The following is a 25982-nucleotide window of genomic DNA, read 5'->3' as shown; positions in this document are numbered from 1 at the left end:
CGGAGACGCGGGCGCTTGTGATGGCCCACGAGGCCCGAGAGTTTCTCGCCCGCCAGCTGACGCAGGTCGTGCCGAGGGCAGACGTACGGCGTGTCGGGCGTGATGATCGCCCGCCGACGCGGGCAGCCCGGCGGCGACGGGTTGTGGCGGTTGCCGCAGCGAAAGACCACGAAGCAGGCCGCGATTGCCCTTGCGAACCCCATGGCGCGGAGTTTCTGGTCCCTGACGAGAAACGGAACCTGCCATGACGCGGCGCAGACCGCCTGAAAGACGTTGGTTCACCAACTCGCAAGTCCGCGTGAAATCTTCGGTTTTGAGTGGGAAGATTTCCTCGTGCTTGACGTAGGTCACCCGGATGACATCAGTGACGGCGCCCCAGTAGTATTAAGTCGCGGTTTACGGTACAGGCGAGTGTGATCGAGGCATTTTTTCAAGGGTGCCCACTGTAGCAACCCAATCTACAAAACCGCAAAACAACGCAATCGCTTCAGCAAGCCACTGAAATTTCGCCGTTATTTAAGAATTGGTGGAGCCAAGGGGGATCGAACCCCTGACCTCTTGCATGCCATGCAAGCGCTCTCCCAGCTGAGCTATGGCCCCGTCCCGACGCCTTCTAAGCAAGCCGCCGTGTGGTTTCAAGAGGAAAAATTCCTCTTTGTTTTCAGGTGTCTTCGTCGTCGGATGCCACGTCCGCCAGATCGTCGAGCGACACGTTGTCGTCATCGTCGTCGTCTTCCAGCAGATCGTCGTCGATTTCCACGTCCGTCGTGGTATCGTCATCTTCCAGCACGACGGGTTCGTCGTCGGTCGCCTTTTCGGGCTTTGCCTTCTCGGTGATGAGCGAGCGCGACTTGCCGGTATCAAGCGTCACGACTTCCCCGGTATAGGGGCTCACGATCGGGTCACGGTTCAGGTCGTAGAACCGTTTTCCCGTGGTCGGGCACACCCTTTTCGTTCCCCATTCTTCCTTGGGCATCGCAGCGGTATCCTTTTCCATTCGCAATGGCCGATGGTCCGATCGCACGGTGTGCGCGGACGCGAAGCAGCCCGATGCCACAGGCCCCGCGGGTTGTCAAAGCCTTTTCCCGCCGCGGTTCGGCGCAGCGGGGCAAGACAAGCCCCGCGCATCGCGCTAAGCTGCGCGCAGCATGACGAGCACGGCGGCACAGCTTTGAAATTCCTGACACCGAACAGATCGCGCCGTCAGCCTGCGGCGCCGGATGCAGATCGCACGAGGCCGGAAACGCTGTCGCTTCCGGGCGATCCAGAGGTGACGGTGCACCTGAGACGGTCGGCCCGCACGCGGCGCATGTCGCTGAGGGTGTCCGGGCTGGATGGCAAGGTGACGCTTTCGCTGCCGACCGGCGCGCGCCTCCGCAGTGCCGAGGCGTTTCTTTCGGAAAAGGCCGATTGGGTGCGCGGGCACCTTGCAGTGCAGCCGCGCGCCGTGACCCCGGTGCTGGGCGGCGTTGTCCCGGTCGAAGGCCGTGATCTGCCGATCCGCGCCGTGGCCCCGCCGCGCCGCCGCGCGCACCTATGCGACGGGTCTGTTCGGATTAATCCGGCACTTCCCGTGCCGCCGCAGGTGGCGGGTCTGCTGAAGACCGCCGCTCGGGCGCGGCTGGCTGCGGCGTGCGATCACTACGCCGGGCAAATCGGGCGCCCTTATGGCACGCTCAGTCTGCGCGATACGCGGTCGCGCTGGGGGTCCTGCAGCAGTGCGGGACGGCTGATGTTCTCGTGGCGGCTGATCATGGCCCCGCCCGAGGTGCTGGACTACGTCGCAGCGCACGAGGTCGCCCACCTTGTTGAGATGAACCATTCGGCCGATTTCTGGGCGGTGGTGGCACGGATCTGCCCCGACTACGCGCGCCGCCGCCGCTGGCTGCGCGACCATGGGGCGGTGCTGCACAGCATCCGGTTCCAACCATGAGCGGCACATTGGTCGGGACAGCGCCGCGGCCGCAATCCGACCCGCCGGGCGCGCTGCACGACCGCGTATTCCGGACGCTACGCACCCGAATCATGCATGGCGCGCTGGTGCCTGGTGAGGCGATGACCCTCCGGGGGCTGGGGCAGGAATTCGGTGTCAGCATGACCCCCGCGCGCGAGGCCGTGCGTCGTCTTGTTGCGGAAGGGGCGCTTACCCTGTCGGCGTCGGGCCGGATCAGCACGCCGGAGTTGACCCAGGAACGGATCGAAGAGCTTGCCTCCATTCGCGCGCTGCTGGAGCCGGAACTGTCGTCCCGGGCGCTACCGAGGGCGCATCTCGCGCTGATCGAGCGGCTGGAAACGATCAACGAGGCGGTGGCGGAAAGCATCCGTGCCCACAGCGCGCAGGGCTATATCCGCGCCAACCTGGAATTTCACCGCACGCTCTACCTGCGCGCGCAGGCGCCAGCGATGCTGGCGATGGTCGAAACGGTGTGGCTGCAACTCGGTCCGACAATGGCCAAGCTCTATGGCCGTTTGAACCGCACCGAACCGCCCAACGGGCACCGTCTGATCGTCGCGGCGCTGCGCGCTGGCGACGAACCCGGGTTGCGCATCGCGGTGCGTGCGGATGTCACCCACGGTCTGCGGATGCTCGTGGCCTGACCTGACGCGCCGCGGGCATTCAGCCACAGTTGCGCGTGTCTTGCCTCCAACGCGAAACGCCCCCGGTGCGGGGGCGCTTAGTGCGTTTGCTGTTTCGACACAGCCGATCAGACGTGGCGTTCGACCATCATCTTCTTGATCGAACCGATCGCCTTGGCGGGGTTCAGGCCCTTGGGGCAGGTCTTGGCACAATTCATGATCGTGTGGCAGCGATACAGCTTGAAGGGGTCCTCAAGCTCGTCAAGACGCTCGCCCGTCGCCTCGTCCCGGCTGTCAATGATCCAGCGATAGGCGTGCAGTAAAGCAGCCGGCCCGAGATAACGGTCGCCGTTCCACCAGTAGGAAGGGCAGGACGTCGAACAACATGCGCACATCACGCATTCGTAAAGGCCGTCCAGCTTCTCGCGATCCTCGACCGACTGGCGCCATTCCTTCGCGGGTGTGTTGGTCTTGGTTTCGAGCCAGGGCATGATGCTGGCGTGCTGGGCATAGAAATGCGTCAGGTCCGGGATCAGGTCCTTGACCACGGGCATGTGCGGCAGCGGGTAGATCTTCACGTCGCCCTTGATCTCGTCCATGCCGTAGATGCAGGCGAGCGTGTTGATCCCGTCGATGTTCATCGCGCAGGAGCCGCAGATGCCTTCGCGGCAAGATCGGCGGAAGGTCAGAGTCGGGTCGATCTCGTTCTTGATCTTGATCAGTGCATCGAGAACCATCGGCCCGCAGGTGTCGAGGTCGACGAAATATGTGTCCACCCGTGGGTTCTTTTCGTCATCCGGGTTCCAGCGGTAGATCTGGAACTTGCGCACGTTCTTCGCGCCTTCCGGCTTCGGCCAGGTCTTGCCCGTGGTGATGCGCGAGTTCTTGGGAAGGGTCAGTTGAACCATGTCGGTCGCTCCTTAATACACGCGCGCCTTGGGCGCGATCTTGGCAAGGTCGATGCCGCCTTCGTTGTGGCCCATCAGCGGGTTCAGGTGCACCGGACGATAGTCCAGCTTCACCCCGCCATTGACCCAGGACAGCGTGTGCTTGCGCCATGTCTCGTCGTCGCGGTCGGGATAATCCTCGTGCGCATGCGCGCCCCGGCTTTCCTTGCGTGCCTCGGCGGAGTGGATCGTGGCCAGCGCGTTGGGCATCAGATTTGTCAGCTCAAGCGTTTCCATCAGGTCGCTGTTCCAAACCATACTGCGGTCGGTGACCTTCAGGTCGTCCATCTTTCCCGCGACCGCGTCCATCTTCTCGCAACCCTCGGCCAGCGTCTTGTCGGTGCGGAAGACGGCGGCGTCCTGCTGCATGGTCTTCTGCATCTCAAGCCGCAGTTCGGCCGTGCCGGTGGTGCCGCTTGCATGACGCAGCCCGTCGAACCGGTCCAGCGCCTGTTCGACCGAGGCCGTGTTGACACGCGGATTGGGCGCGTTCGGATCAACGACCTCGCCCGCCTTGATCGCTGCGGCGCGGCCGAACACGACAAGGTCGATCAGGCTGTTCGAGCCGAGCCGGTTCGCCCCGTGCACCGATGCGCAACCCGCTTCGCCCACCGCCATCAGGCCAGGCGCGATGCGGTCAGGGTCGTCCTGCGTGGGGTTCAGCACCTCGCCCCAGTAATTCGTCGGGATGCCGCCCATGTTGTAATGCACCGTGGGCAGAACCGGGATCGGTTCCTTGTTCACGTCCACACCCGCGAAGATACGCGCGCTTTCCGAAATGCCGGGCAGGCGCAGGTGAAGCGTTTCCGGGGGAAGGTGGTTCAGGTGCAGGTGGATGTGATCGCCGTCGGGGCCCACGCCGCGCCCCTCGCGGATTTCCATCGTCATGCAGCGCGACACCACGTCCCGCGAGGCGAGATCCTTGTAGGTCGGTGCGTAGCGTTCCATGAATCGCTCGCCTTCCGAGTTGGTCAGATAGCCGCCTTCGCCGCGCGCCCCTTCGGTGATCAGGCAGCCCGCTCCGTAGATGCCGGTCGGGTGGAATTGCACGAATTCCATGTCCTGCAAGGGCAGACCCTGCCGCGCGACCATCCCGCCGCCGTCGCCGGTGCAGGTATGCGCCGACGTCGCCGAGAAATAGGCGCGCCCGTAGCCGCCGGTGGCGAGCACGGTCATCTTCGCATTGAAGAGGTGCAGCGTCCCGTCGTCCAGCTTCCACGCCAGCACGCCTTGGCAGGCGCCGTCTTCCGACATAATCAGGTCGATGGCGAAATATTCGATATAGAATTCCGCGTTGTTCTTCAGCGACTGGCCATAAAGAGTGTGCAGGATCGCGTGACCCGTGCGGTCGGCTGCGGCGCAGGTGCGCTGAACCGGTGGGCCTTCGCCGAATTGCGTCGTATGGCCGCCGAACGGGCGCTGGTAGATCTTGCCGTCCTCGGTGCGCGAGAAGGGCACGCCGTAATGTTCCAGTTCGTAGACTGCCTTGGGCGCCTCGCGGGCGAGATATTCCATCGCGTCCGTGTCGCCCAGCCAGTCCGACCCCTTCACGGTGTCGTACATGTGCCATTGCCAGCTGTCCGGGCCCATGTTGCCAAGGCTCGCGGCGATGCCGCCCTGCGCCGCGACAGTGTGAGACCGTGTCGGGAACACCTTGGTCACGCAGGCCGTGCGCAGGCCCTGTTCGGCCATGCCCAGCGTCGCGCGCAGCCCGGCGCCGCCGGCGCCAACCACGACGACGTCGAACTCATGCGTCTCGTATTCGTAAGCAGCCATTCGTTTTACTCCGTCAAATCACAGCGCGAGGCGCACGAGCGCGAACAGCCCGGTGCCGATTGCGGCATAGCTCAGGCAGATCATCGCGATGATCCAGACCTTGCGCGCCATGCCATGCACGTAGTCCTCGATCAGCACCTGCACACCGCCCTTGAAGTGGAGAAAGCCGACAACGATGGTCAGCCCCGTCACGATCGCCGGGAAGGGGCGGGCGAAGTGGGCAGCGACTTCGGCGTAGGGCGCGCCGATCATCGGGCCCACAGTGAACACGAACAGCGGGATCAGCACCAGAAGGGCGACCGATGAAACGGTCATGTTCCAGAAATGCTCGGTTCCGGTCTTGGCTGCGCCCATGCCGCGGGCGCGCTTCAGGTCGGTCAGATAAGCCATGCGCGCCTCCTCAGACAGCGATCAGGGTGATGATGGTGAGGACGACCGAACCGGCGACGCATGCGAGGCCCATCTTCTCGGCCGTCTCGATCTCGAACCCGCGACCGGTGTCCCAGACGAGGTGCCGGATGCCGGCCAGCGTGTGGTACCACAGCCCCAGAACCGACAGCGCGAGCACCAGATCGCCGAACCACGAGGTCAATACGGCGTCGGCGGTGGCGAAATAGTCGGGGCCGTAGCTGGCGGCGAGCAGCCACCAGACGATCAGCAGGGCCGACACCAGCAGCGCATTGCCTGTGATCCGCGTCAGGATCGACGTGATCGAGGTCAGCTGCGGGCGATAGATCTGAAGATGCGGGGACAGCGGGCGGTTCCCGCGATTGACGTCGGCCATGGGGCAATCCTTTCACGTAACGACGTGGTCGGTCATAGCCTGTGATAGCACTTTATCCGGGCCTGTCAGGGGGTCCCGCCCATGCCAAGGCGCGGTGTTTTGGCGCAATTGGCGAGATTTAGCGGTAACACGAGAAGAACGTGATCACAAGATTTTTGCGCGTGATCACAAAATTCGGATCTTCTATGCGCATTAGAGTTGACAGCGGGGGGGCTTCAGCGTGGGATAGTTAATGACGTAGGGTAATTTCTAGGGAGAAGGAAGAAAACCGATGGGCTTTTCAATCAGTCGTCATGCGACACTTGCAGCAACGGCAGTCGCCGGGTGCCTTGCCGCAACATCAAGCGGCGCGGTCGGCGTCTATGTGGGCGACCCGACACAGCGCGCGGCGTTCCAGGCGGACGCAGGGCCGGGTCTCGCGCTCGAATCCTTCGAGGATCAGTTCTTTGCTCCTTTAGTCAGTTTCCCGGTTGGCGGGCCGACGGCATTCACGGCCTCTGTCAGCACAGGCAATCTATCCCAGAACTCTTTCTCACGATTGGTGTCCGACGGCAGCTCCGCGATGGGTTTCGAGGAAGAAAACTCGCCGGTCGTCACCTTCACTTTCGCATCTGCGATAACTGCGTTTGGCGTCGACGTTCTCGATGCCAATTTCGTCAACATGTCCTACTCGGACAACGCCGGAAACGTTGTCGCGGACGCCATTCTGGGCGACGATTGCTCCAGCGCAGGGGGCCCGGGTTGTGAGGCACGCTACTTTTTCGGTATCGTGAGCGCGACCCCGTTCACCACCGTCACGCTGTCTTATGGCGACGCCGGAATACAGACTGGCACACTTGCGCTGGATCGGCTTGAATACGGGACAACCACTCCCGTGCCTTTGCCGATCCCGCTTGCGGCCCTCGGCTCGGGGCTTGGCCTGATGGCGCTGCTGCGCATCCGTTCTCGCGCATGAACCAAGGGATTGCCCGGCGGCGCCACGGCGGTGCCGGGCAGCCTTTCACATCGGCATGAGAGCCCAGTAGTCAAGGTCCAGCAAGACATCGGGAAGGTACTTTCCGTCGTCGCCGCGCAGCTTGCCGGGCTCCGCACCGCTCTTGACCGCAACGAGCCGCAGGCGCAGCGCGCCAACGCCTGGCGCGTCCGTTTCAGCCTTGTCCAAGATCTCGGTCCATGCCCTGACCGTGTCGCCCGCGAAGGCCGGGTTCGCATGCATCCCCGCGTTCAGCCCGACGATCATCTGCGCGTTGGCCAGCCCGTTGAAGGACAGTGTGCGCGCAAGGCTGATGATGTGTCCGCCATAGACCAGTAGCCGCCCGTCGGGCCGCACCGTCGTGTCGAAATGCACCTTGGAGGTGTTCTGCCAAAGCCGGGTGGCAAGCATGTGCTCGGCCTCCTGCAGGGTCACGCCGTCCACGTGATCGATGATCTCGCCGGGGACGTAGTCGCCCCAGCGGTGCGACTCACCGGCCTGCACGAAGTCATAGCCGCTGAAATCCAGCCCTTCGGGCAGCACGAGGTCCGCCGCGTCCAGCGCGGGCTTGAGCGTCGGCACGACCGTTTCAGGTGCGGGCGCGTGAAGGTCGTTCTTGCGGACCATCACCCACCGCACGTAGCTCAGGACCGGTTCGTCTTCCTGGTTCAGTCCTGTGGTGCGGACCCAGACAACCCCGGTCTTGCCGTTGGAATTCTGTTTCAGGCCAATGACCTCGGACACGGACCGAAGCGTGTCGCCGGGCCATACGGGGCGCAGGAACCGCCCCTCGGCGTACCCGAGATTGGCAACTGCGTTCAGCGAGATGTCGGGCACGGTCTTCCCGAACACCACGTGGAATGCCGCCAGATCGTCCAGCGGAGAGCCGTCCAGTCCGCAGGCCTGCGCGAACACGTCGGACGAATACAGCGCATGGCGCGCGGGATAGAGCGCGTGATACAAGGCGCGCTCGCCCTCGGCTACGGTGCGCGGGACGGCGTGGGCGATTACCTCGCCCACGGTATAATCCTCGAAGAAGCGGCCGGGATTCGTCTTCGCCATCACTGTTCTCCCAGTTTCATGTCAGGCGTGTAGGGGACCGGCACCGTCTTGGTGACGGCCTGCCCGCAGCGCATAACGCCGCGCGCGGCATCGAAGGCGTAGGTGGGGCTGCCGTGCAGCACCCAACCCTTCGCCAGCGCCGCGCTGACCTTGTGGCAGAACTCGGATGTGTCGTCGGCACTCAGAAAACGGTACAGCGTTGAAACGTCAGCCAAATGGGTAGACCCCCAAAAGAACGTGGATGCCCGCGACCACGGCATAGAGCACCGCCGCGATGATCGCGTTCTTCACGTCGCCGTTCGGCCGTATCTCGGACGGCTTCTCCCAGACGGGCACCGCCTTGTTGATCAGAACGACCTCGGCCACGGCCCAACCCAGAAGTCCGCCGAACAGCAGGATCGAAGCCAGATCACCGTTCGCCAGCAGGTGTGCGACCGCCCAGATCTTGACGGCGGTCAATTGCGGATGGCGGATCCTCTGAGCGTGTCGACCCTTGGACGCGCCGATGCCGAACGAGTAAAAGGCGAACAGCATCAAGACGTTGTTCACGTGCGTCAGCCACGCGGCCGGATACCAGACATTAACGAACTCGGCCGACCGGTAGCCCAGCACCATCAGCACCAGCGACAGGCCGATTGCGGCGGCCACCAGCCCCTTGCCACGATCGCCAAGGGCGGCGCGGCGTTCGGGGGCGACGCGCTTGAACAGATGCGCACCAATCCACAGGGCAAGGCCCAGCAAAAGCAAAAGAAATCCCATATCAGCCCTCCATCGCGGCGATGGCCTCGGCGGTTGCGAGGGTCTGCCGCGCGGTCACGATATGCAGATTCTCGACGATCTTGCCATCCACCACGGCGACGCCCCGACCCTCGGCCTCGGCGGCCTCAAAAGCGACGATCTGGCGGCGGGCGAGATCGATATCCTCTTGGGAAGGCGCGAAAATCTCGTTCGCGACCGCGACCTGCGCGGGGTGGATCAGTGTCTTCCCGTCGAAGCCCATGTCGCGGCCCTGTTCGCACTCGCGGCGAAGACCGTCTTCATCCTTGAAGGCGTTGTAGACCCCGTCAACGACTGCAATACCCGCCGCGCGGGCCGCCAGAAGGCAGATTTGTAAAGACGTCACAAGGGGCTGACGGTCGGGCGTGAAGCGCGTACGCAGTTCCTTGGCCAGATCGTTGGTGCCCATCACGAACCCGCCCATACGCGGCGCCGCAGCAATCTCGGCCGCGTTCAGGATGCCGCGTGGGGTTTCCATCATCGTCCAGATGCGCGTCTCGGCGCAGGCGGGCACGGCATCGAGTTGCGCCGCGACCTGCGCCACATCGGCTGCGCTTTCGGCCTTGGGCAAAAGCACGGCCTGCGGGCCGATCGCAGAAATTGCCGCCAGATCGTCGGCGCCCCATTCGCTGGACATACCATTTAACCGAACGATCTGAAGGCGTTGGCCGTATCCGCCAGCTCCGAGTTCGGCCACGAGTAGCGCGCGTGCATCGGCCTTGGCATCGGCAGCGACGGCATCTTCCAGATCGAAGATGATAGCATCGACCGGCAGTGATCGGGCCTTGTCGAGGGCGCGGGCGTTGGAGCCGGGGATATACAGAACCGACCTGTAAGGGCGTGCGCGTGTAGTCATGATTCCCTCTCTGGTTTTTGCTGCAATCGCATAATAATCATGCGTAGGGAACCCTGGAGCCGGAATAATGCTGCGCTGCAAAATGCCGCGATGCGGTGCGGAATCGCAGTCGGAGACTTATAGGAGTTTTGTAGGAGTCGCGTAGGCGCCTTGTCGGCCGTCGGCGCGCCTGCCGCGCGGCGCGTCACGAAAGTGCGTCCCAGACCAGTTTGGCCCCCGCCCCGGTGAGCAGCACATAGGTCAGCGTGAAAAAGGCACGTTCGGGCACGAGCCGGTTCGCCTTCACGCCAATCAGCACACCGGCCAGCGCCACCGGCACCAGCACCAGCGCAAGACGGAGCGTTTCGGCGCTGAAGAACCCGAGCCCGCCATAGATGCCGACCTTGGCGAGATTGAGTGCCGAGAACACCGCGACCGTTGTGGCCTGAAACGTTACCTTTCCCAGTCCCTGCGAGAGCAGATAGATCAGCGCGGCAGGCCCGCCGGCATGGGCGACGAAGCTTGTGAAGCCCGCCGCCACACCGCAGCCGAGCCCTATGCCGGGCGGCAGCGGCGCGGCGCGCGGCGCCCACCAGCCCCGGATCAGCCCGATCTGGAACAGCACGAAGCCGAGCGAGATCGCACCGATCAGGAAGCGGAACACGTCGGGGTCGGTGAAGCGGTAGACCGCCGCCGCCAGCAGTACGCCGGGCACCCCGCCCGTGATCAGTCGCCGCGCGACCGGTGCCGACCACTTGCCCCAGTAGGCCCGCAGCCCGGCCGCATCCATAACCATCAGCAGCGGCAGCATTACCCCGAGCGACATGGCCGGGTCGATCACCAGCGCCAGAATCGGTGTCGCCACGAAGGCCGCGCCGCCACCGAAGCCACCCTTCGAGATGCCGGCAATCAGCACGCCGGGGACGGCGATACACAGGAACAGAAGGTCTATCGTCATCGGAGCCTTGCAGGATCGTGCCGGAGTGCGCCCGGATTGTTGCATTTCGTGCACCCTGTGCGCGCTAACTGCAACCTATCGCCGCGCCGGGCGTGCTTGCCTCAGGGGGGCAATCGGACTACGCAGCCGGTCACAAACAGTGTGATCGGAGATCAAAGACCATGGCCAGACCCAAAATCGCCCTCATCGGTGCGGGACAAATCGGCGGCACGCTCGCCCACCTCGCAGCGCTGAAGGAACTTGGCGACGTTGTCCTGTTCGACATCAGCGAAGGCATCCCGCAGGGCAAGGCGCTTGATATCGCGGAAAGCGGCCCGTCCGAGAAGTTCGACGCCACCATGGTCGGCACGAACGATTATTCCGATATCGCGGGCGCGGATGTCTGCATCGTGACCGCCGGCGTGCCGCGCAAGCCGGGTATGAGCCGCGACGACCTGCTGGGCATCAACCTGAAGGTGATGAAGGCCGTGGGCGAGGGCATCCGCGACAACGCCCCCGACGCCTTCGTGATCTGCATCACCAACCCGCTCGATGCGATGGTCTGGGCGCTGCGCGAATTCTCGGGCCTGCCGCACAACAAGGTCTGCGGCATGGCCGGCGTTCTGGACAGCGCGCGCTTCCGCCACTTCCTGAGCGCGGAGTTCAACGTTTCGATGAAGGACGTGAGCGCCTTCGTTCTGGGCGGGCATGGCGACACGATGGTGCCGCTGACGCGCTATTCCACCGTGGCCGGCATTCCGCTGCCGGACCTGGTGAAGATGGGCTGGACCACGCAGGAAAAGCTGGATGGCATCGTGCAGCGCACCCGCGACGGCGGTGCCGAGATCGTCGGCCTGCTGAAGACCGGCAGCGCGTTCTATGCCCCGGCGACCAGCGCGATCGAGATGGCGGAAGCCTATCTGAAGGACCAGAAGCGCCTGCTCCCCTGCGCGGCGTGGTGCGACGGCGAATTCGGGCTCAAGGGCATGTACGTGGGCGTGCCCACCGTGATCGGCGCGGGCGGGATCGAGCGCATCGTGGATATCACGCTGACCAAGGACGAGCAGGTCATGTTCGACAAGTCGGTCGACGCGGTGAAGGGTCTTGTGACCGCGTGCAAGGGCATCGACGAGAGCCTCGCCTGATCGGTCGGATCTGACTCCCGGTTGCGGGCGATCCGGGGCCGCGCCTTTCCGTTGAGGGGGCGCGGCCTTTTTTCATGCGCGGCGCCGGGCAGGGGGTGGTTGGCTAAGGCGGTGCGGCGCCGGGAAAGGCCGCCTTAAGGGTTTGCGGTTTTAAGTTTTGACGGCAGGGCGTCCTGCCGTAACCTGACCCCGGGCACGGTGGAGGAGAGTGACGATGAAACATGGACTGGTCCAGAACCAGACCTTCGCGGGCAGCACGCTCATGGCACCGCCGAGCATACTGCTTTACAACAAGATCGGCCTGCCGATCCACGCCACATACCGTTTCGTCGGCTACAAGACATCGATCCTGCGCTACCTGATCGACAACAGGGATTGCGTGGTGAACGGGGCGAACGAGCACGGGTTCACCATCCAGATGGCTGTTGGCGAGGTAGCCAAGACCGCGTCGCAGGAATATTCCGAAGCGTTCGCCGGGGCCGCGCTGGGCGTGGCGGGCGGGATCGTGAGCGCCGTGGACATGATGAACAACGTGCTCGACGGGCTCAGCGTGGCCGGTATGGTCGCCGACGCGCTTCCCGGTGGTAGCAACGGGTCGAACGCGCCGGTCCGGCCCGGCAAGAAGGCCTATGCATGGGATCACGCGATGAACGCGCGGATCATCGTGGACCTGTCGCTTTACAAGGGGGACAAGGACCGCTGGCTCGATCTGGGCGCGACCGAGTGCAACCTGCACACGATCGCCTTCCTGCTCTACAACACCTGACCCGACCGCTCCGGCGCAACGAATCACGCCGCGCACACGCCTTTCGAGGGGCCGCACGGCCCGCCCGAAGCGGCGAGATGCCCCTTGGGAGGAGCCGATTCCCGATGCCCGGAAAGATTTGTGATCACAGCTTTTTTTCGTGTGATCACAAATGAAGAAAACATCCCGGAAATTGTGAAACTGCGACCATATGGTGTTTTCTAGGGCGCGGGACCTGTGTTTTAGACGGGTGCATAACATGCACTAAGGACGGGACAGCTTCATGAACATTCATGAATACCAGGCGAAAGCCCTGCTTCGCGACTATGGCGCGCCGGTTTCGGACGGGCGCGTCGTGTTCAAGGCCGAGGACGCGAAAACCGCGGCGGGCGAACTTGACGGGCCGCTTTGGGTCGTGAAGGCGCAGATCCACGCGGGCGGCCGCGGCAAGGGCAGCTTCAAGGAAGCCTCCGCCGGGGAAAAGGGCGGTGTTCGTCTGGCAAAGTCGGTCGAAGAGGCCGCAGAGGAAACCGCGCGCATGCTGGGCCGCACGCTGGTCACGCACCAGACCGGGCCTGTCGGCAAGCAGGTCAACCGCGTCTATATCGAGGATGGGTCGGGGATCGAACGCGAATTGTATCTGGCGCTGCTGGTCGATCGGCAAAGCTCGCGGATTTCGTTCGTGTGCTCCACCGAGGGCGGCATGGACATCGAGGAGGTCGCCGCCTCCACCCCCGAGAAGATCCTGTCCTTCCCCGTGGACCCCGCGACCGGCTACCAGGGGTTCCACGGCCGCCGCATCGCCTTCATGCTGGGGCTCGAAGGCGCGCAGGTGAAGCAGTGCGTGAAACTGATGGGCCAGCTTTACCAGTTGTTCACCGACAAGGACATGGAGATGCTGGAGATCAACCCGCTGATCGTGACCGACAGCGGCGATCTGAAATGCCTTGATGCGAAGATGGGCTTCGACGGGAACGCAGTCTACCGGCACGGCGATATTGCCGCGCTGCGTGACGAGACCGAGGAAGATCCCAAGGAACTGGCCGCATCGAAGTACGACCTGAACTACATCGCGCTCGACGGCGAGATCGGCTGCATGGTGAACGGTGCGGGCCTTGCCATGGCGACAATGGACATCATCAAGCTTTATGGCGCGGAGCCTGCCAACTTCCTCGATGTGGGTGGCGGGGCCACCACCGAGAAGGTGACCGAGGCGTTCAAGATCATCACCTCGGACCCGAACGTGAAGGGCATCCTGGTGAACATCTTCGGCGGGATCATGCGCTGTGACGTGATCGCCGAAGGCGTGATCGCCGCAGTGAAGGAAGTCGGGCTTCAGGTGCCGCTGGTCGTGCGCCTTGAAGGCACCAACGTGGAGAAAGGCAAGGAGATCATCGCGAATTCCGGCCTGAACGTGATCGCCGCCGAGAACCTGAAAGACGGCGCGGAGAAGATCGTGAAAGCGGTGAAAGGTTAAATCATGGCAGTCCTCATCGACGAAAACACCAAGGTCATCTGCCAGGGCTTTACCGGCAGCCAAGGCACCTTCCATTCGGAACAGGCCATCGCCTACGGCACCAAGATGGTCGGCGGTGTGACTCCCGGCAAGGGCGGGATGGAGCATCTGGGCCTGCCCGTATTCAACTCCGTCCACGAGGCGCGGCACGTCACCGGCGCGAACGCGACCGTGATCTACGTCCCGCCGCCCTTCGCTGCGGACAGCATCCTCGAGGCGATCGACGCCGAGATGGAGTTGATCGTTTGCATCACCGAAGGCATTCCGGTTCTCGACATGATGCGGGTCAAGCGCGCTCTGGAAGGCACAACGTCCAAGCTGGTCGGGCCGAACTGCCCCGGTGTCATCACGCCCGACGCCTGCAAGATCGGGATCATGCCGGGTCACATCCACAAGCGCGGGTCTGTGGGCGTCGTGTCCCGGTCGGGCACGCTGACCTATGAGGCGGTCAAGCAGACCACTGACGTGGGTCTTGGCCAGTCGACATGTGTGGGCATCGGCGGCGATCCGATCAAGGGGACCGAGCATATCGACGTGCTGGAGTGGTTCCTTGCCGATGACGAGACCGAGAGCATCATCATGATCGGCGAGATCGGCGGATCGGCGGAAGAGGACGCCGCGCAGTTCCTTGCGGACGAGAAGAAGAAGGGTCGCTGGAAACCGACCGCAGGCTTCATCGCCGGGCGCACGGCGCCTCCGGGCCGCCGCATGGGCCACGCGGGCGCCATCGTCGCCGGCGGCAAGGGCGGCGCGGAAGACAAGATCGAGGCGATGCAGGCGGCCGGGATCGTGGTGGCCGACAGCCCCGCGGGCCTTGGCGAGGCCGTGCTGAAGGCGATGGGCAAATGAGCGCCCGTCGCCGCCTGATCCCGCGCACGGGCGTCCTTGCGGCGCTTGTGTCGGTGGCTGCGCTGGCGGCCTGCGGAAACGCGCTGCCCAGCCGGACGACCGAACGGGTCACGACGGCGACGCTACGCTACAACGCGGTCGCCCACACTGACGCCGAGGCCCGTGCCGAGCTGACCCGCATGTGTGGCGAGGCGGAGCTTCAGTCGATTACCGACCCGGTGATCGGCGATGACGGCCTGTTCGAGGTCACGGCGACGTGCCTTGCAACCTATGATGGACGGGGCAACCTGATCCCGAACGAGACCTGACAGGGCGCGGCGCAGTCCGCGCCGCCCCCTTTCGCACCACCCCGGACCCGCACGGCGCGGGTGAAAGACCAGAACCTTGGGACCAAAACAGTCCATCGCGACCTGCCTTCGCAAGTACGTCACCTTTTCCGGGCGCGCATCGCGGTCGGAATTCTGGTGGTTCATGGGCGCGCTCTGGGCCGGGTCGGTCGTCGTGGCAGCACTGGACGCAGCGCTGTTCGGCGGGGGGGTGGACCAAGGTGGCCCGGGTCCATCGCCTTCGCCTGAACCGCTGTCGGCGTTGTTCGGCCTGGCCACGATCCTGCCCAGCCTGTCGGCGGGCTGGCGGCGCATGCACGATACGGGACGCATGGGCCTATACGTTCTCTACCCGGTGACGATCATGATCGGGATTGCGTTCTTCGCCGGCCTATTCGAAAGCACCGGCCTGATGGCGCAGGACCCGATGACCGGGCTGTCCGGTGTCGTGTTCATCGCCGCGGCGGTGCTGTTCCTGCTGTCTCCCCTCATCGTGCTGTGGTGGCTGATCCGTCCCTCGCAACCCGGCGCAAACGCCTATGGACCCAATCCCCACGAGGTTATGCCATGACCGAACATTCCCCCAATGACCTCTTTCACGCCTCGTCCTTCCTGCAGGGACACAACGCGGAATACGTGGAGCAGCTCTACGCGCGCTACGCGGCGGATCCGGCCAGCGTCGATGCGGCCTGGGCCGAGTTCTTCCGGGCGCTGGGCGACGACGATCGCGACGTGAAAGCCGAGGCGGCAGGCCCGTCCTGGCAGCGCATGGACTGGCCGCCGGTGCCCGACGACGATCTGACACATGCGCTGGACGGGCAGTGGCCCGCCGCCGTTCCCGCCAAGGAAGCCAAGGCCGCCGGTGACAAGATCAAGGCGAAGGCCGCCGCGACGGGTGTGAGCGTGACCGACGATCAGGTGCAGCGCGCCGTTCTGGACAGCATCCGCGCGCTGATGATCATCCGCGCCTACCGGATCCGGGGGCATCTGGTGGCCGATCTCGACCCGCTTGGGATGCGCAGCCAGACCCCGCATCCCGAGTTGGACCCGAAGTCCTACGGCTTCGCGGACGCCGACATGGACCGGCCGATCTTCCTCGACAATGTGCTGGGCCTTCAGGTCGCCACGATGCGCGAGATCATCGCCATCGTGAAGCGGACCTATTGCGGCACCTTCGCGTTGCAGTACATGCACATTTCCGATCCTGAGCAGGCCAGTTGGCTGAAGGAGCGGATCGAGGGTTTCGACAAGGAGATCAAGTTCACCCGCGAAGGGCGGCGTGCGATCCTGAACAAGCTGGTCGAGGCCGAAGGCTTCGAAAAGTTCCTGCATGTCAAGTACATGGGCACCAAGCGCTTCGGGCTTGACGGCGGCGAGAGCCTGATCCCCGCGATGGAGCAGATCATCAAGCGCGGCGGTGCGCTGGGCGTCAAGGAGATCGTGATCGGGATGCCGCACCGGGGCCGTCTTTCGGTGCTGGCCAACGTGATGGCCAAGCCGTACCGCGCGATCTTCAACGAATTCCAGGGCGGCAGCTTCAAGCCCGAGGACGTGGACGGGTCGGGCGACGTGAAGTACCATCTGGGTGCATCGAGCGACCGCAGCTTCGACGACAACACGGTGCACCTGTCGCTGACCGCGAACCCGTCGCATCTCGAGGCGGTGAACCCGGTCGTGCTGGGCAAGGTGCGCGCCAAGCAGGCGCAGAACAACGACATGGAGCGCGGCAGCGTCATGCCGATCCTGTTGCACGGCGACGCTGCCTTCGCGGGACAGGGGGTCGTGGCGGAGTGTTTCGCGCTGTCGGGTCTGCTGGGCCATCGCGCCGGCGGCACCATGCATCTTGTCGTGAACAACCAGATCGGCTTCACCACCGCACCGCATTTCAGCCGGTCGAGCCCCTATCCCACCGACAACGCACTGGTGGTCGAGGCGCCGATCTTCCATGTCAACGGGGACGACCCCGAGGCGGTGGTGCACGCGGCCAAGGTGGCGACGGAGTTCCGCCAGAAGTTCCACAAGGATGTCGTGATCGACATCTTCTGCTACCGCCGCTTCGGGCACAACGAGGGCGACGAGCCCATGTTCACGCAGCCCGAGATGTATACCAAGATCAAGCGTCACAAGACGACGCTGCAACTGTACACCGAACGGCTGGTACAGGACGGTCTGATCCCCGAGGGCGAGATCGAGGACATGAAGGCCGCATTCCAGGCCAAGATGAACGAGGAGTTCGAGGCCGGGAAGGACTACAAGCCCAACAAGGCCGACTGGCTGGACGGGCGCTGGTCGCATCTCGACGCCCGGCAGGAGGAGTACGACCGCGGCCGCACCTGGATCAAGCCCGAGACGATGGACGATGTCGGCGCCGCGCTGACCCGCGTGCCGGAAGGTTTCAACATTCACAAGACCGTGGGCCGTCTGCTCGAAGCCAAGAAGGCGATGTTCGATAGCGGAGAGGGGTTCGACTGGGCCACTGCCGAGGCGTTGGCCTTCGGGTCGCTTGCCACCGAGGGTTATCCGGTGCGGTTGGCGGGGCAGGACTGCACGCGCGGCACCTTCAGCCAGCGCCATTCGGCCTTCATCGACCAGAAGACCGAGGAACGCTATTACCCGTTGAACAACATCCGCGAGGGTCAGGCCCGCTACGAGGTGATCGACAGCGCGCTGTCTGAATACGCGGTGCTCGGGTTCGAGTATGGCTATTCGCTGGCCGAGCCGAACGCCCTGGTGATGTGGGAAGCCCAGTTCGGCGATTTCGCCAACGGCGCGCAGATCATGTTCGACCAGTTCATCAGCAGCGGTGAGCGCAAGTGGCTGCGGATGTCGGGACTTGTGATGCTGCTGCCGCACGGATTCGAGGGGCAGGGCCCCGAGCACAGCTCGGCCCGGCTGGAGCGGTTCCTCCAGATGTGCGCTGAGGACAACTGGATCGTGGCCAACTGCACGACCCCGGCCAACTATTTCCACATCCTGCGCCGCCAGATCCACCGCAGCTTCCGAAAGCCGCTGGTGCTGATGACGCCAAAATCCTTGTTGCGCCACAAGCTGGCGGTGAGCCGTCGCGAGGAGTTCCTGGAAGGTTCGTCCTTCCACCGGGTGCTGTGGGACGATGCCGAACATGGGTCGTCCGACACCAAGCTGGCCGCGGATGACAAGATCCGCCGCGTGGTGATGTGTTCCGGCAAGGTCTATTACGACCTATTGGAGGAGCGCGATGCGCGCGGCATCGACGACATCTACCTGCTGCGGATCGAGCAATTCTACCCGTTCCCGGCGCTGAGCCTCGTGAAGGAACTGGACCGGTTCAAGAACGCCGATTTCCTTTGGTGTCAGGAAGAACCGAAGAACCAGGGCGCCTGGACCTTCATCGAACCCAATGTCGAATGGGTGCTGCGCCGGATCAAGGCCAAGAACAAGCGCCCGAAATACGCGGGCCGCGCTGCGTCGGCTTCGCCGGCGACCGGCCTCGCCTCACAACATAAAGCCCAGCAAGCCGCGCTCGTGAACGACGCGCTGACGATCGAAGGAAACTGATTCATGTCCACCGAAGTCCGTGTGCCCACCCTGGGCGAAAGCGTCACCGAAGCCACCGTCGCCACCTGGTTCAAGAAGCCGGGCGACGCCGTGGCGCAGGACGAAATGCTGTGCGAGCTGGAAACCGACAAGGTGACTGTCGAGGTGCCTTCCCCCGCGGCCGGCACGTTGGCCGAGATCGTGGCCCAGGAAGGCGACACGGTGGGGGTCGATGCATTGCTGGCGTCGATAAGCGAGGGCGCGTCGGGCGGGGCCGAAGCGCCGACCAAGCCGGCCCCCAATGGCGCGGCCGAAAGCGGCGCGGCCGCCCCTGCAGATAACGGCGGCGGCGAGAGCATCGACGTGATGGTTCCGACGCTGGGCGAAAGCGTGACGGAAGCGACGGTGTCGACCTGGTTCAAGAAGGTCGGCGACACGGTCGCGCAGGACGAGATGCTGTGCGAGCTGGAAACCGACAAGGTGAGCGTCGAGGTTCCGAGCCCGGCCTCGGGCGTGCTGACGGAGATCGTCGCGGCTGAAGGCACGACCGTGGACGCCAAGGCGAAGTTGGCGGTGATCGGCGGCGGTGCGGGCAAGGCGGCGGCCTCGGCCGATGCCGCGCCCGGCACGGACGCGCCTTCGCATGCCGCCCAGCCCGCCCCGGCGGCGTCCGGGAAATCGGACGTGGAGGATGCGCCGTCCGCCAAGAAGCTGATGGCCGAGAAGGGGCTGAGCGCGGACCAGGTCACCGGCACCGGCCGCGACGGGCGGGTGATGAAGGGCGACGTTCTGGACGCGCTGAGCGCCCCGGCTCCGAAGGCCGAGGCGAAGGCGCCCCCGCGCGCCCCGGTGCCCGCCGAGGACGCCAGCCGCGAGGAGCGGGTCAAGATGACCCGTCTGCGGCAGACCATCGCAAAGCGACTGAAGGACAGCCAGAACACAGCGGCCATGCTGACCACCTACAACGAGGTGGACATGACCGAGACGATGGCGCTGCGCAGCCAGTACAAGGACCTGTTCGAGAAAAAGCACGGCGTGCGGCTGGGCTTCATGTCGTTCTTCACCAAGGCGTGCTGCCATGCGCTGAAGGAGGTTCCCGAGGTCAATGCCGAGATCGACGGCACCGACATCGTCTACAAGAACTTCGTGCACATGGGCGTTGCCGCCGGCACGCCCACCGGCCTCGTGGTGCCGGTTATCCGCGATGCCGACAGCATGTCCTTCGCCGAGATCGAGAAGGCCATCGCCGAGAAAGGCAAGCGCGCCCGTGACGGCAAGCTGAGCATGGCCGAGATGCAGGGCGGCACCTTCACGATCTCGAACGGGGGCGTCTACGGCTCTCTCATGTCCTCGCCGATCCTGAACCCGCCGCAGTCGGGCATTCTGGGGATGCACAAGATCCAGGACCGGCCCATGGTGGTGAACGGCGAGATCAAGATCCGCCCGATGATGTACCTTGCCCTGAGCTATGACCACCGGATCGTGGACGGCAAGGGCGCGGTGACGTTCCTTGTGCGGGTGAAAGAGGCGCTGGAGGATCCGCGGCGGTTGCTGATGGATTTGTGACGCATCCAACTGCTTAGGGTGGGGTTTAACCCCACTCTACCCAATTTTCTGACGGGTGTGTGAATGTGATGGGGCGCGTGTATAATTCTCTCAGTTTCATGGCATTTTCCCTTGTATTCGGGACGCCTCTTTACGCGGTCGAAACTGATCTAATCTGCGTGACCGAGCAGTTTGGGAACAGCATCCCGCTGACCGTTGACTTGGAGCGCAAACTAATGTGGCCAACCGAAGTAGGGGAACTGCTCTCATCTCCCATAACCTCAATCACGGATCGCTACATTACGGTCGTCGATACTCGAAATATCCACGGCGGCAGCATTTGGATTTTTGAAAGAGAGTCGGGAAGTTTTGCGATGTCGTCGGTCGGACTCAACTGTTCCAGCACTGATTGTTCAGTCGGCGAAATGAACACAAACGTGCTGACCGGGAACTGTCGTGAAAAAGTCCTGTGAGATCAATCCCTTTGAACGGTCGTTCTGGATGAGCGGCATTGCCCGAAATCTTGACATTCTTGGTTACCAGCCAGAGGCGCATGTTAACAAAACCCTTGAGGCCGACTCTTAAATGACCCCCGAACTGACCGTCCTTGCCCTCTCGGCCCTGCTGCTGCTGATCCAGTTGGGCTGGATGGCGGTACGCGCAAACCTCGAATGCGGCTCGGGCTATTTCCTGAGTCCGCGCGATCGCCCTCCGAACAAGATGCCCGGCACCGGAACCATGCGGCTCAAACGGGCCTACGAGAACCATATTGAAGGTCTTTTGCCTTTCGCCGCCGCCGTGACCGTGGTCACCTTGGCGGACACGGGCGGCGCGCTGACGGCGGCCTGCGCCTGGGCTTACCTCGCGGCGCGCGTGCTGTACGTGCCCGCCTATTTCCTCGGCTGGGCGCCGTGGCGGTCGGTGTTCTTCGCCGTCGGCTACCTCGCCACCGGGCTGATGCTCATCGCCGCGCTTTTGGGCGGCTGACACGACGACTGACAGACGGGCCGGACGCCCGAAGGAGACGAGACAATGGCAGACTATGATGTGATCGTGATCGGCAGCGGCCCCGGCGGCTATGTCTGCGCCATCCGCTGCGCGCAGCTGGGGCTGAAGACCGCCTGCGTCGAGGGGCGCGAGACGCTGGGTGGCACCTGCCTGAACATCGGCTGCATCCCGTCCAAGGCGTTGCTGCACGCGAGCCACCAGTTGCACGAGGCCGAGCATAATTTCGAGAAGATGGGCCTGAAGGTCGCCGCGCCGAAAGTCGACTGGAAGGCGATGCTCGCCTACAAGGACGACGTGATCGGGCAGAACACCAAGGGCATCGAGTTCCTGTTCAAGAAGAACAAGATCGACTGGCTGAAGGGCTGGGGGGCGATCCCCGAAGCGGGCAAGGTGAAGGTCGGCGACGATGTCCATTCGGCCAAGCATGTCGTGATCGCGTCCGGGTCTGAGCCGTCGTCGCTTCCCGGCATCGAAATCGACGAGGAAACGGTCGTGACCTCCACCGGGGCGCTGGAGCTTGGCAAGATCCCCAAGAAGCTGGTGGTGATCGGCGCTGGCGTGATCGGGCTGGAACTGGGGTCGGTCTACGCCCGGCTCGGGGCCGAGGTGACGGTGATCGAGTATCTGGACGGCATCACGCCGGGCATGGATGCCGAGGTCGCCAAGCAGTTCCAGAAGATCCTCTCCAAGCAGGGGTTGAAGTTCGTCCTTGGCGCGGCGGTGCAGGGCGTGGAGACGCTGAAAACCAAGGCGAAGGTCACCTACAAGCTGCGCAAGGACGACAGCGAACACACTATCGATGCCGACACCGTGCTGGTGTCCACCGGGCGGCGGCCGTTCACCGACGGGCTGGGGCTGGCCGATCTGGGCGTGAAGATGACCGATCGCGGGCAGATCGAGACGGATGGGCATTACGCCACCAGCGTAAAGGGCGTTTATGCCATCGGGGACGCGATCGCGGGCCCGATGCTGGCGCACAAGGCCGAGGATGAGGGCATGGCCGTGGCCGAGATCCTGGCGGGGCAGGCCGGTCATGTGAACTATGACGTGATCCCGGGCGTGATCTACACCCACCCCGAGGTGGCGAGTGTCGGCAAGACCGAGGAACAGCTCAAGGAGGCCGGGCACGCCTACAAGGCTGGCAAGTTCAGCTTCATGGGCAACGGGCGCGCCAAGGCGAATTTCGCTGCTGACGGGTTCGTGAAAATCCTCGCCGATTCCAAGACCGACCGGGTGCTCGGCGCGCATATCATCGGGCCAATGGCCGGCGACTTGATCCACGAGATCTGCGTGGCGATGGAATTCGGCGCAGCAGCCGAGGACATTGCGCGCACCTGCCATGCGCATCCGACCTATTCCGAGGCTGTGCGCGAGGCGGCGCTGGCCTGCGGCGACGGACCGATCCATTCCTGAGCTTGCTTTCCGGGGGTGACGGGCGGTGTGGCTGCAGGCCGCGCCGCCCTTTTTTCATGCCATTTCCACTTGCGCTCCGCGCATGGCGGCCATGCGAAACTGGCAATTGTGCAGCGGGGATTGCATGGGCATCTGGCAGACGTGCCGCAATCCTGTGCGGTTTGAAAACGCCCCTCCCACAAGACAGCCCGGATACTGCCATGACCCTTCTTTCCCTTTTCCGCTCATCCCCGAAACCCGCTGCGCCGGCACCGATCAGCAAGAGCATTTCCCTGCTGGCCGGCTTCGCGCAGACCGCGACGGGCACAGCCCGGCGCTGAGGCGCCAATCGTACGGCCATTGGGGCAGGGCGGGGCGATGGTCCTTGTCTGTCCCGTCCGTTTGTGCGGACAGGGCCGCCCGGGCACCAGAGGCGGCCCTGTGTGCAAAAGCAGGGCTTTGCAACGGCGGTTTTGGGGGTAGGGTGCACCCATGATCCTGCCCATCCTCGGCCTTCTCGTCCTGCTCTGGATGTTTCTGACCTATAAGGCGCGGATGCGCACCCGTAACTGCCGCTGGCGCGAGGACCGCAGCAGGGACACGGCCGAGGGGCGGTATTTCGTCTGCATGTCCTGCGGTGTCCAGACCTTCAGGCCGGACAACCTGCCGCCGCCCGTCTGCCTGAAACCGCAAAGCGAGCCGCGCCGATGAAGCCTTCCCGACCCGAGACTACGGCCCCCGCCGACGCAGATGCCCGCCGCGCCGTGGCACCGGTGATCTGCTATCCGCCCGAGACGTTGCCCGCGCCCGACATGGTTCGGTACCGCGCCGCGCTGGCCGAAGCGCGTGTCGCCGACACCACACTGGTTTCGCCACGCGATGCGGCCTGCTTCCGGGTGCGTGCCGGGCAGATGTTCCGCATCGTCAGCGTGGAGGGGCCGCAGGTGGGCGATCTGAACCTGTGGAACGCTCACGACCTGTCCGAGCGGTTCTATTCGGGCAAGACCCGCGCGCTGCACGGCACGCACCTGTCCACGGGCGACCGGCTTTGGAGCAGCTTTCCCAGCCTGCGCCCTATGGCGACCGTCATCGCCGACAGTCTTGACTGGTACGGGTTCGACTCATTCGGTGGGTCCGTGCATGACGTCATCGGCACGCGCTGCGACCCCTATACCGGGCGGTTGCTGTCGGGCGGCGACTATCACCATTGCTGCCATTCCAACCTCACGCGCGCGCTGGCCACCGAAACCGGCCTGCCACTGACCGAGGCCGAGGCGCATGTGCATGACGTCCTCAACGTGTTCATGTGCACCGGGTTCAGCCGCGACACGGGCCAGTACTTCATGAAGGCAAGCCCGGTGCGGCCGGGCGATCGACTGGCCTTCATGGCCGAGATCGACCTGCTCGGCGCACTTTCGGCCTGCCCGGGCGGCGATTGCGGGTCCGCTCATTCAAACGATACGGCCACCTGTTTTCCGCTGCGGGTAGACGTGCTCGACCCGGCACCGGGCAGCATGGACGGCTGGCAGCCGCCCGCGCCCAACGCCTATGACCGCAGCCACGGCGCGGACTAGCAGTAGCGTTCAACGGCGGTCATCTGTTCGTCGCTGTAGCGGTCGCCATGCGCGAAACCGGGAGGCAGCAGTGCGTCGATCTCGGCACGGTCGGCGTCCGTCAGGGCGATCGCATCCGCTCCGAGCCAGTCCGCGAGATGCGCAGCGCTGCGCGTGCCGGGGATCGGGATGACGTTCGGCCCGCGGTCCAGCACCCATGCGAGCGCCGCCGCCGCGGTCGTCCAGCCCTTGCCCCGCGCCCAGTCACGGAACCCGTTGATGGCGGCGAGGTTGGCGGCGTAGTTGGGCGCGACGAAGCGCGGGTTGGTGCGCCGCCAGTCGCCGTCATGCATCCCTGCCGGGTCTACCGGCGGATCGCCCAGCATTCCGCGCGCGAGCGGCGAGAAGGCGACGAAGGCGATGCCCAGATCGGTGCAGGCGCGGAGAACGCCAAGGTCCGGCTGCCGGGTCCAGAGCGAGTATTCGTTCTGCACCGCGCGCACCGGGTGGACCGCGTGGGCGCGGCGGATTGTAGCCGGGGCGACCTCGGACAGGCCGTAGGCGTCAATCAGCCCCTCCTCGATCAGGCGGGCCATGGTTTCGGCGACCTCCTCGATCGGGCGGGCTGCTTCGCGCCGGTGCACGTAATAGAGTTCGACCTTGTCCCGCCGCAGCCGCTTCAGCGACGCGTCGAGTTCGGCGCGGATGTAGTCTTCGGCATTGTTGAAGCTTCGGGGCGGGCCGGGCACGATGCCGGACTTGGTCGCCAGCACCACGTCGGGACCGTGCGCCGCAAGATAGTCGCCGATCACCCGTTCCGACACGCCCATCCCGTAGATGTTCGCGGTGTCCCAGAAGTCGATCCCGGCTGCGAGGGCAGCATCGAGGCAGGCCATCGACGCATCGTCGCGGGTCGGCCCGAACATGCCCCCGAAGCTCATGGCGCCAAGTCCGATGGCGCCGACCATTGGGCCGCCTTTGCCGAGCGGGCGCCGCCTCATGCCGGGAACGCCGCGTGCAGGGCGATCTCCACCATGTCGGCGAAGCTGGTTTCGCGGTCCTTTCCATCAAGTGCGGCGCCTGTCAGCAGGTGGTCGCTGACTGTCAGCACGGCAAGCGCGCGCGCGCCGTGACGCGCGGCGAGGGCATAAAGCTCGGCCGCTTCCATTTCGACGGACAGAATGCCGTGGCGCGTCATCTGTTCATTCAGGTCGGGCCGTTCGTCATAGAACGTGTCCGAGGAGTAGATCCCGCCGACATGGGTTGGTACGCCCTTGGCCGCCGCTGCATCGACCGCTGCCCGCAGCAACCCGTAATCGGCGCAGGGTGCGAAGTTCAACTCGCGAAAGATGCTTGAGGATGGGGTGGAAATGCTGGAACAGGTCATCGCAACAACGAGATCGCGCAGATTGACATGCGGCTGCATCGCCCCGGTCGATCCGATGCGGATCAGCGTCCGGACGCCATAGTCTCGCAGCAGTTCATTGGCATAGATCGACAGCGAAGGCATCCCCATGCCCGAGCCGTGGATCGTCACGCGGTGCCCCTTCCAGGTGCCGGTATAGCCCAGCATCCCGCGCAGTTCGTTCACGCAGACCGGATCGGTCAGGAAGGTTTCTGCGGCCCATTTGGCGCGGCGCGGATCGCCGGGCATCAGGACGGTTTCAGCGATGTCGCCCGGCTGCGCGCCGATATGGATGGTCATGCGGGTCCCCTCCG

General features: G+C 64.4%; 29 protein-coding genes and 1 tRNA gene. 16 read left to right on the top strand and 14 right to left on the bottom strand.

The features are described from left to right. The 3 genes from DKT77_RS21180 to DKT77_RS17645 form a co-directional block, all read right to left on the bottom strand. On the bottom strand, window positions 1-203 hold a 203-nt coding region (locus tag DKT77_RS21180; RefSeq protein ID WP_238547985.1), incomplete at its 3' end, for a hypothetical protein. A 321-nt stretch (window positions 204-524) separates the two neighbouring features. Beyond that, window positions 525-600, bottom strand: a tRNA-Ala gene (locus DKT77_RS17650). A 61-nt stretch (window positions 601-661) separates the two neighbouring features. Beyond that, the gene (locus DKT77_RS17645; RefSeq protein WP_109812994.1) at window positions 662-976 is read right to left on the bottom strand and encodes a TIGR02300 family protein; all 315 of its coding nucleotides are present in this window, start codon (window positions 974-976) and stop codon (window positions 662-664) included. 333 nt (window positions 977-1309) lie between these two features. Here DKT77_RS17645 and DKT77_RS17640 point away from each other — a divergent pair, with 333 nt between their 5' ends. Both DKT77_RS17640 and DKT77_RS17635 read left to right on the top strand, forming a co-directional pair. Next, complete coding sequence (locus tag DKT77_RS17640) at window positions 1310-1933, top strand: M48 family metallopeptidase (protein WP_109812998.1); 624 nt, start codon at window positions 1310-1312, stop codon at window positions 1931-1933. Continuing rightward, window positions 1930-2598 (top strand): GntR family transcriptional regulator, encoded by a 669-nt coding sequence (locus tag DKT77_RS17635; protein WP_109812993.1) that lies wholly within the window; start codon window positions 1930-1932, stop codon window positions 2596-2598. The genes DKT77_RS17640 and DKT77_RS17635 overlap by 4 nt, the downstream gene beginning before the upstream one ends. Window positions 2599-2705: 107 nt before the next feature. Here DKT77_RS17635 and DKT77_RS17630 read toward each other — a convergent pair whose 3' ends face one another. Genes DKT77_RS17630 through sdhC form a run of 4 tightly spaced genes read right to left on the bottom strand, consistent with a single transcriptional unit; the run spans window position 2706 to window position 6084 of the window. After that, window positions 2706-3485: a succinate dehydrogenase iron-sulfur subunit gene (locus tag DKT77_RS17630; RefSeq protein WP_109812992.1), complete on the bottom strand. Its 780-nt coding sequence runs from the start codon at window positions 3483-3485 to the stop codon at window positions 2706-2708. Window positions 3486-3497: 12 nt separating this feature from the next. After that, complete coding sequence (gene sdhA / locus DKT77_RS17625; RefSeq protein WP_109812991.1) at window positions 3498-5300, bottom strand: succinate dehydrogenase flavoprotein subunit; 1803 nt, start codon at window positions 5298-5300, stop codon at window positions 3498-3500. 18 nt (window positions 5301-5318) lie between these two features. Next, entirely contained in the window at window positions 5319-5690 is a 372-nt protein-coding gene (gene sdhD / locus DKT77_RS17620) for a succinate dehydrogenase, hydrophobic membrane anchor protein (protein ID WP_109812990.1), read from the bottom strand. A gap of 10 nt (window positions 5691-5700) precedes the next feature. After that, window positions 5701-6084: a succinate dehydrogenase, cytochrome b556 subunit gene (gene sdhC, locus DKT77_RS17615; protein WP_109812989.1), complete on the bottom strand. Its 384-nt coding sequence runs from the start codon at window positions 6082-6084 to the stop codon at window positions 5701-5703. 271 nt (window positions 6085-6355) lie between these two features. On the opposite strand from sdhC, the gene DKT77_RS17610 reads away from it, so the two are divergent. After that, window positions 6356-7039, top strand: a complete 684-nt coding sequence (locus tag DKT77_RS17610) for a hypothetical protein (protein WP_109812988.1) — start codon at window positions 6356-6358, stop codon at window positions 7037-7039. Window positions 7040-7084: 45 nt separating this feature from the next. On the opposite strand, the gene DKT77_RS17605 is transcribed toward DKT77_RS17610, so the two are convergent. The 5 genes from DKT77_RS17605 to DKT77_RS17585 all read right to left on the bottom strand — a co-directional run bounded on the left by DKT77_RS17605 (window position 7085) and on the right by DKT77_RS17585 (window position 10689). After that, a complete protein-coding gene (locus DKT77_RS17605) occupies window positions 7085-8119 on the bottom strand; it encodes a MaoC family dehydratase (RefSeq protein ID WP_109812987.1) in 1035 nt (344 codons plus the stop codon). After that, window positions 8119-8334 carry a DUF1737 domain-containing protein gene (locus tag DKT77_RS17600; RefSeq protein WP_238547984.1) on the bottom strand — a complete coding sequence of 72 codons (216 nt, stop codon included), beginning with the start codon at window positions 8332-8334 and terminating at the stop codon, window positions 8119-8121. Before DKT77_RS17600 ends, DKT77_RS17605 begins: the two co-directional genes overlap by 1 nt. Further along, a complete protein-coding gene (locus DKT77_RS17595) occupies window positions 8327-8878 on the bottom strand; it encodes an NnrU family protein (protein ID WP_109812985.1) in 552 nt (183 codons plus the stop codon). Before DKT77_RS17595 ends, DKT77_RS17600 begins: the two co-directional genes overlap by 8 nt. Window position 8879: 1 nt before the next feature. Beyond that, window positions 8880-9752, bottom strand: a complete 873-nt coding sequence (locus DKT77_RS17590) for an HpcH/HpaI aldolase/citrate lyase family protein (RefSeq protein WP_109812984.1) — start codon at window positions 9750-9752, stop codon at window positions 8880-8882. A 184-nt stretch (window positions 9753-9936) separates the two neighbouring features. Further along, a complete protein-coding gene (locus tag DKT77_RS17585) occupies window positions 9937-10689 on the bottom strand; it encodes a sulfite exporter TauE/SafE family protein (RefSeq protein ID WP_109812983.1) in 753 nt (250 codons plus the stop codon). A gap of 161 nt (window positions 10690-10850) precedes the next feature. Between DKT77_RS17585 and mdh the strand changes: the two genes are divergently transcribed. The 13 genes from mdh to DKT77_RS17525 all read left to right on the top strand — a co-directional run bounded on the left by mdh (window position 10851) and on the right by DKT77_RS17525 (window position 24284). Further along, window positions 10851-11813, top strand: coding sequence for a malate dehydrogenase (gene mdh / locus DKT77_RS17580; protein ID WP_109812982.1), 963 nt, complete (start codon window positions 10851-10853; stop codon window positions 11811-11813). Between the two features lie 214 nt (window positions 11814-12027). Next, on the top strand, window positions 12028-12579 hold the full coding sequence (locus DKT77_RS17575; RefSeq protein ID WP_109812981.1) for a hypothetical protein: 552 nt from the start codon (window positions 12028-12030) through the stop codon (window positions 12577-12579). Window positions 12580-12841: 262 nt separating this feature from the next. After that, a complete protein-coding gene (gene sucC, locus DKT77_RS17570) occupies window positions 12842-14035 on the top strand; it encodes an ADP-forming succinate--CoA ligase subunit beta (RefSeq protein ID WP_109812980.1) in 1194 nt (397 codons plus the stop codon). A gap of 3 nt (window positions 14036-14038) precedes the next feature. Further along, window positions 14039-14923 carry a succinate--CoA ligase subunit alpha gene (gene sucD, locus DKT77_RS17565; protein ID WP_109812979.1) on the top strand — a complete coding sequence of 295 codons (885 nt, stop codon included), beginning with the start codon at window positions 14039-14041 and terminating at the stop codon, window positions 14921-14923. Next, window positions 14920-15231, top strand: coding sequence for a hypothetical protein (locus DKT77_RS17560; protein ID WP_109812978.1), 312 nt, complete (start codon window positions 14920-14922; stop codon window positions 15229-15231). Before sucD ends, DKT77_RS17560 begins: the two co-directional genes overlap by 4 nt. Before the next feature lie 76 nt (window positions 15232-15307). Beyond that, window positions 15308-15820: a DUF805 domain-containing protein gene (locus DKT77_RS17555; RefSeq protein ID WP_109812977.1), complete on the top strand. Its 513-nt coding sequence runs from the start codon at window positions 15308-15310 to the stop codon at window positions 15818-15820. Next, window positions 15817-18786 carry a 2-oxoglutarate dehydrogenase E1 component gene (locus DKT77_RS17550; protein WP_109812976.1) on the top strand — a complete coding sequence of 990 codons (2970 nt, stop codon included), beginning with the start codon at window positions 15817-15819 and terminating at the stop codon, window positions 18784-18786. Before DKT77_RS17555 ends, DKT77_RS17550 begins: the two co-directional genes overlap by 4 nt. Window positions 18787-18789: 3 nt before the next feature. Beyond that, window positions 18790-20331: a 2-oxoglutarate dehydrogenase complex dihydrolipoyllysine-residue succinyltransferase gene (odhB, locus tag DKT77_RS17545; RefSeq protein WP_109812975.1), complete on the top strand. Its 1542-nt coding sequence runs from the start codon at window positions 18790-18792 to the stop codon at window positions 20329-20331. Window positions 20332-20489: 158 nt separating this feature from the next. After that, complete coding sequence (locus DKT77_RS20740; RefSeq protein WP_146205032.1) at window positions 20490-20783, top strand: hypothetical protein; 294 nt, start codon at window positions 20490-20492, stop codon at window positions 20781-20783. Window positions 20784-20895: 112 nt separating this feature from the next. Further along, window positions 20896-21297: an MAPEG family protein gene (locus tag DKT77_RS17540; RefSeq protein ID WP_109812974.1), complete on the top strand. Its 402-nt coding sequence runs from the start codon at window positions 20896-20898 to the stop codon at window positions 21295-21297. Between the two features lie 45 nt (window positions 21298-21342). Beyond that, window positions 21343-22731: a dihydrolipoyl dehydrogenase gene (gene lpdA, locus DKT77_RS17535; protein ID WP_109812973.1), complete on the top strand. Its 1389-nt coding sequence runs from the start codon at window positions 21343-21345 to the stop codon at window positions 22729-22731. A 471-nt stretch (window positions 22732-23202) separates the two neighbouring features. Continuing rightward, complete coding sequence (locus tag DKT77_RS17530) at window positions 23203-23421, top strand: hypothetical protein (protein WP_109812972.1); 219 nt, start codon at window positions 23203-23205, stop codon at window positions 23419-23421. Next, window positions 23418-24284, top strand: coding sequence for an urea carboxylase-associated family protein (locus DKT77_RS17525; protein ID WP_109812971.1), 867 nt, complete (start codon window positions 23418-23420; stop codon window positions 24282-24284). Before DKT77_RS17530 ends, DKT77_RS17525 begins: the two co-directional genes overlap by 4 nt. Here DKT77_RS17525 and DKT77_RS17520 read toward each other — a convergent pair. Beyond that, window positions 24281-25231, bottom strand: coding sequence for an aldo/keto reductase (locus DKT77_RS17520; RefSeq protein WP_420798329.1), 951 nt, complete (start codon window positions 25229-25231; stop codon window positions 24281-24283). The genes DKT77_RS17525 and DKT77_RS17520 overlap by 4 nt on opposite strands. 29 nt (window positions 25232-25260) lie before the next feature. Continuing rightward, the gene (deoD, locus tag DKT77_RS17515; protein WP_109812969.1) at window positions 25261-25968 is read right to left on the bottom strand and encodes a purine-nucleoside phosphorylase; all 708 of its coding nucleotides are present in this window, start codon (window positions 25966-25968) and stop codon (window positions 25261-25263) included. Between the last annotated feature and the right edge of the window lie 14 nt (window positions 25969-25982).

The sequence above is a fragment of the Meridianimarinicoccus roseus genome, from assembly GCF_003172915.1.
In the GTDB taxonomy this organism is placed as follows: Bacteria; Pseudomonadota; Alphaproteobacteria; order Rhodobacterales; family Rhodobacteraceae; genus Meridianimarinicoccus; species Meridianimarinicoccus roseus.
Note: the sequence above shows the minus strand (reverse complement) of the source record. Positions and strands in the feature narration are given on the sequence as shown.

What these genes read in the sequence shown, in the direction of transcription:
- sdhA (WP_109812991.1), bottom strand. Translation starts at nt 5,300, where the DNA reads ATGGCTGCTTACGAATACGAGACGCATGAGTTCGACGTCGTCGTGGTT.
- DKT77_RS17585 (WP_109812983.1), bottom strand. Translation starts at nt 10,689, where the DNA reads ATGACGATAGACCTTCTGTTCCTGTGTATCGCCGTCCCCGGCGTGCTG.
- DKT77_RS17560 (WP_109812978.1), top strand. Translation starts at nt 14,920, where the DNA reads ATGAGCGCCCGTCGCCGCCTGATCCCGCGCACGGGCGTCCTTGCGGCG.
- sucD (WP_109812979.1), top strand. Translation starts at nt 14,039, where the DNA reads ATGGCAGTCCTCATCGACGAAAACACCAAGGTCATCTGCCAGGGCTTT.
- DKT77_RS17605 (WP_109812987.1), bottom strand. Translation starts at nt 8,119, where the DNA reads ATGGCGAAGACGAATCCCGGCCGCTTCTTCGAGGATTATACCGTGGGC.
- DKT77_RS17630 (WP_109812992.1), bottom strand. Translation starts at nt 3,485, where the DNA reads ATGGTTCAACTGACCCTTCCCAAGAACTCGCGCATCACCACGGGCAAG.
- sdhC (WP_109812989.1), bottom strand. Translation starts at nt 6,084, where the DNA reads ATGGCCGACGTCAATCGCGGGAACCGCCCGCTGTCCCCGCATCTTCAG.
- DKT77_RS17520 (WP_420798329.1), bottom strand. Translation starts at nt 25,231, where the DNA reads ATGGTCGGCGCCATCGGACTTGGCGCCATGAGCTTCGGGGGCATGTTC.
- mdh (WP_109812982.1), top strand. Translation starts at nt 10,851, where the DNA reads ATGGCCAGACCCAAAATCGCCCTCATCGGTGCGGGACAAATCGGCGGC.
- DKT77_RS17590 (WP_109812984.1), bottom strand. Translation starts at nt 9,752, where the DNA reads ATGACTACACGCGCACGCCCTTACAGGTCGGTTCTGTATATCCCCGGC.
- deoD (WP_109812969.1), bottom strand. Translation starts at nt 25,968, where the DNA reads ATGACCATCCATATCGGCGCGCAGCCGGGCGACATCGCTGAAACCGTC.
- DKT77_RS17645 (WP_109812994.1), bottom strand. Translation starts at nt 976, where the DNA reads ATGCCCAAGGAAGAATGGGGAACGAAAAGGGTGTGCCCGACCACGGGA.
- sucC (WP_109812980.1), top strand. Translation starts at nt 12,842, where the DNA reads ATGAACATTCATGAATACCAGGCGAAAGCCCTGCTTCGCGACTATGGC.
- DKT77_RS17525 (WP_109812971.1), top strand. Translation starts at nt 23,418, where the DNA reads ATGAAGCCTTCCCGACCCGAGACTACGGCCCCCGCCGACGCAGATGCC.
- DKT77_RS17595 (WP_109812985.1), bottom strand. Translation starts at nt 8,878, where the DNA reads ATGGGATTTCTTTTGCTTTTGCTGGGCCTTGCCCTGTGGATTGGTGCG.
- DKT77_RS17610 (WP_109812988.1), top strand. Translation starts at nt 6,356, where the DNA reads ATGGGCTTTTCAATCAGTCGTCATGCGACACTTGCAGCAACGGCAGTC.
- DKT77_RS17540 (WP_109812974.1), top strand. Translation starts at nt 20,896, where the DNA reads ATGACCCCCGAACTGACCGTCCTTGCCCTCTCGGCCCTGCTGCTGCTG.
- lpdA (WP_109812973.1), top strand. Translation starts at nt 21,343, where the DNA reads ATGGCAGACTATGATGTGATCGTGATCGGCAGCGGCCCCGGCGGCTAT.
- DKT77_RS17640 (WP_109812998.1), top strand. Translation starts at nt 1,310, where the DNA reads ATGTCGCTGAGGGTGTCCGGGCTGGATGGCAAGGTGACGCTTTCGCTG.
- DKT77_RS17550 (WP_109812976.1), top strand. Translation starts at nt 15,817, where the DNA reads ATGACCGAACATTCCCCCAATGACCTCTTTCACGCCTCGTCCTTCCTG.
- DKT77_RS17530 (WP_109812972.1), top strand. Translation starts at nt 23,203, where the DNA reads ATGATCCTGCCCATCCTCGGCCTTCTCGTCCTGCTCTGGATGTTTCTG.
- odhB (WP_109812975.1), top strand. Translation starts at nt 18,790, where the DNA reads ATGTCCACCGAAGTCCGTGTGCCCACCCTGGGCGAAAGCGTCACCGAA.
- DKT77_RS17575 (WP_109812981.1), top strand. Translation starts at nt 12,028, where the DNA reads ATGAAACATGGACTGGTCCAGAACCAGACCTTCGCGGGCAGCACGCTC.
- DKT77_RS17635 (WP_109812993.1), top strand. Translation starts at nt 1,930, where the DNA reads ATGAGCGGCACATTGGTCGGGACAGCGCCGCGGCCGCAATCCGACCCG.
- sdhD (WP_109812990.1), bottom strand. Translation starts at nt 5,690, where the DNA reads ATGGCTTATCTGACCGACCTGAAGCGCGCCCGCGGCATGGGCGCAGCC.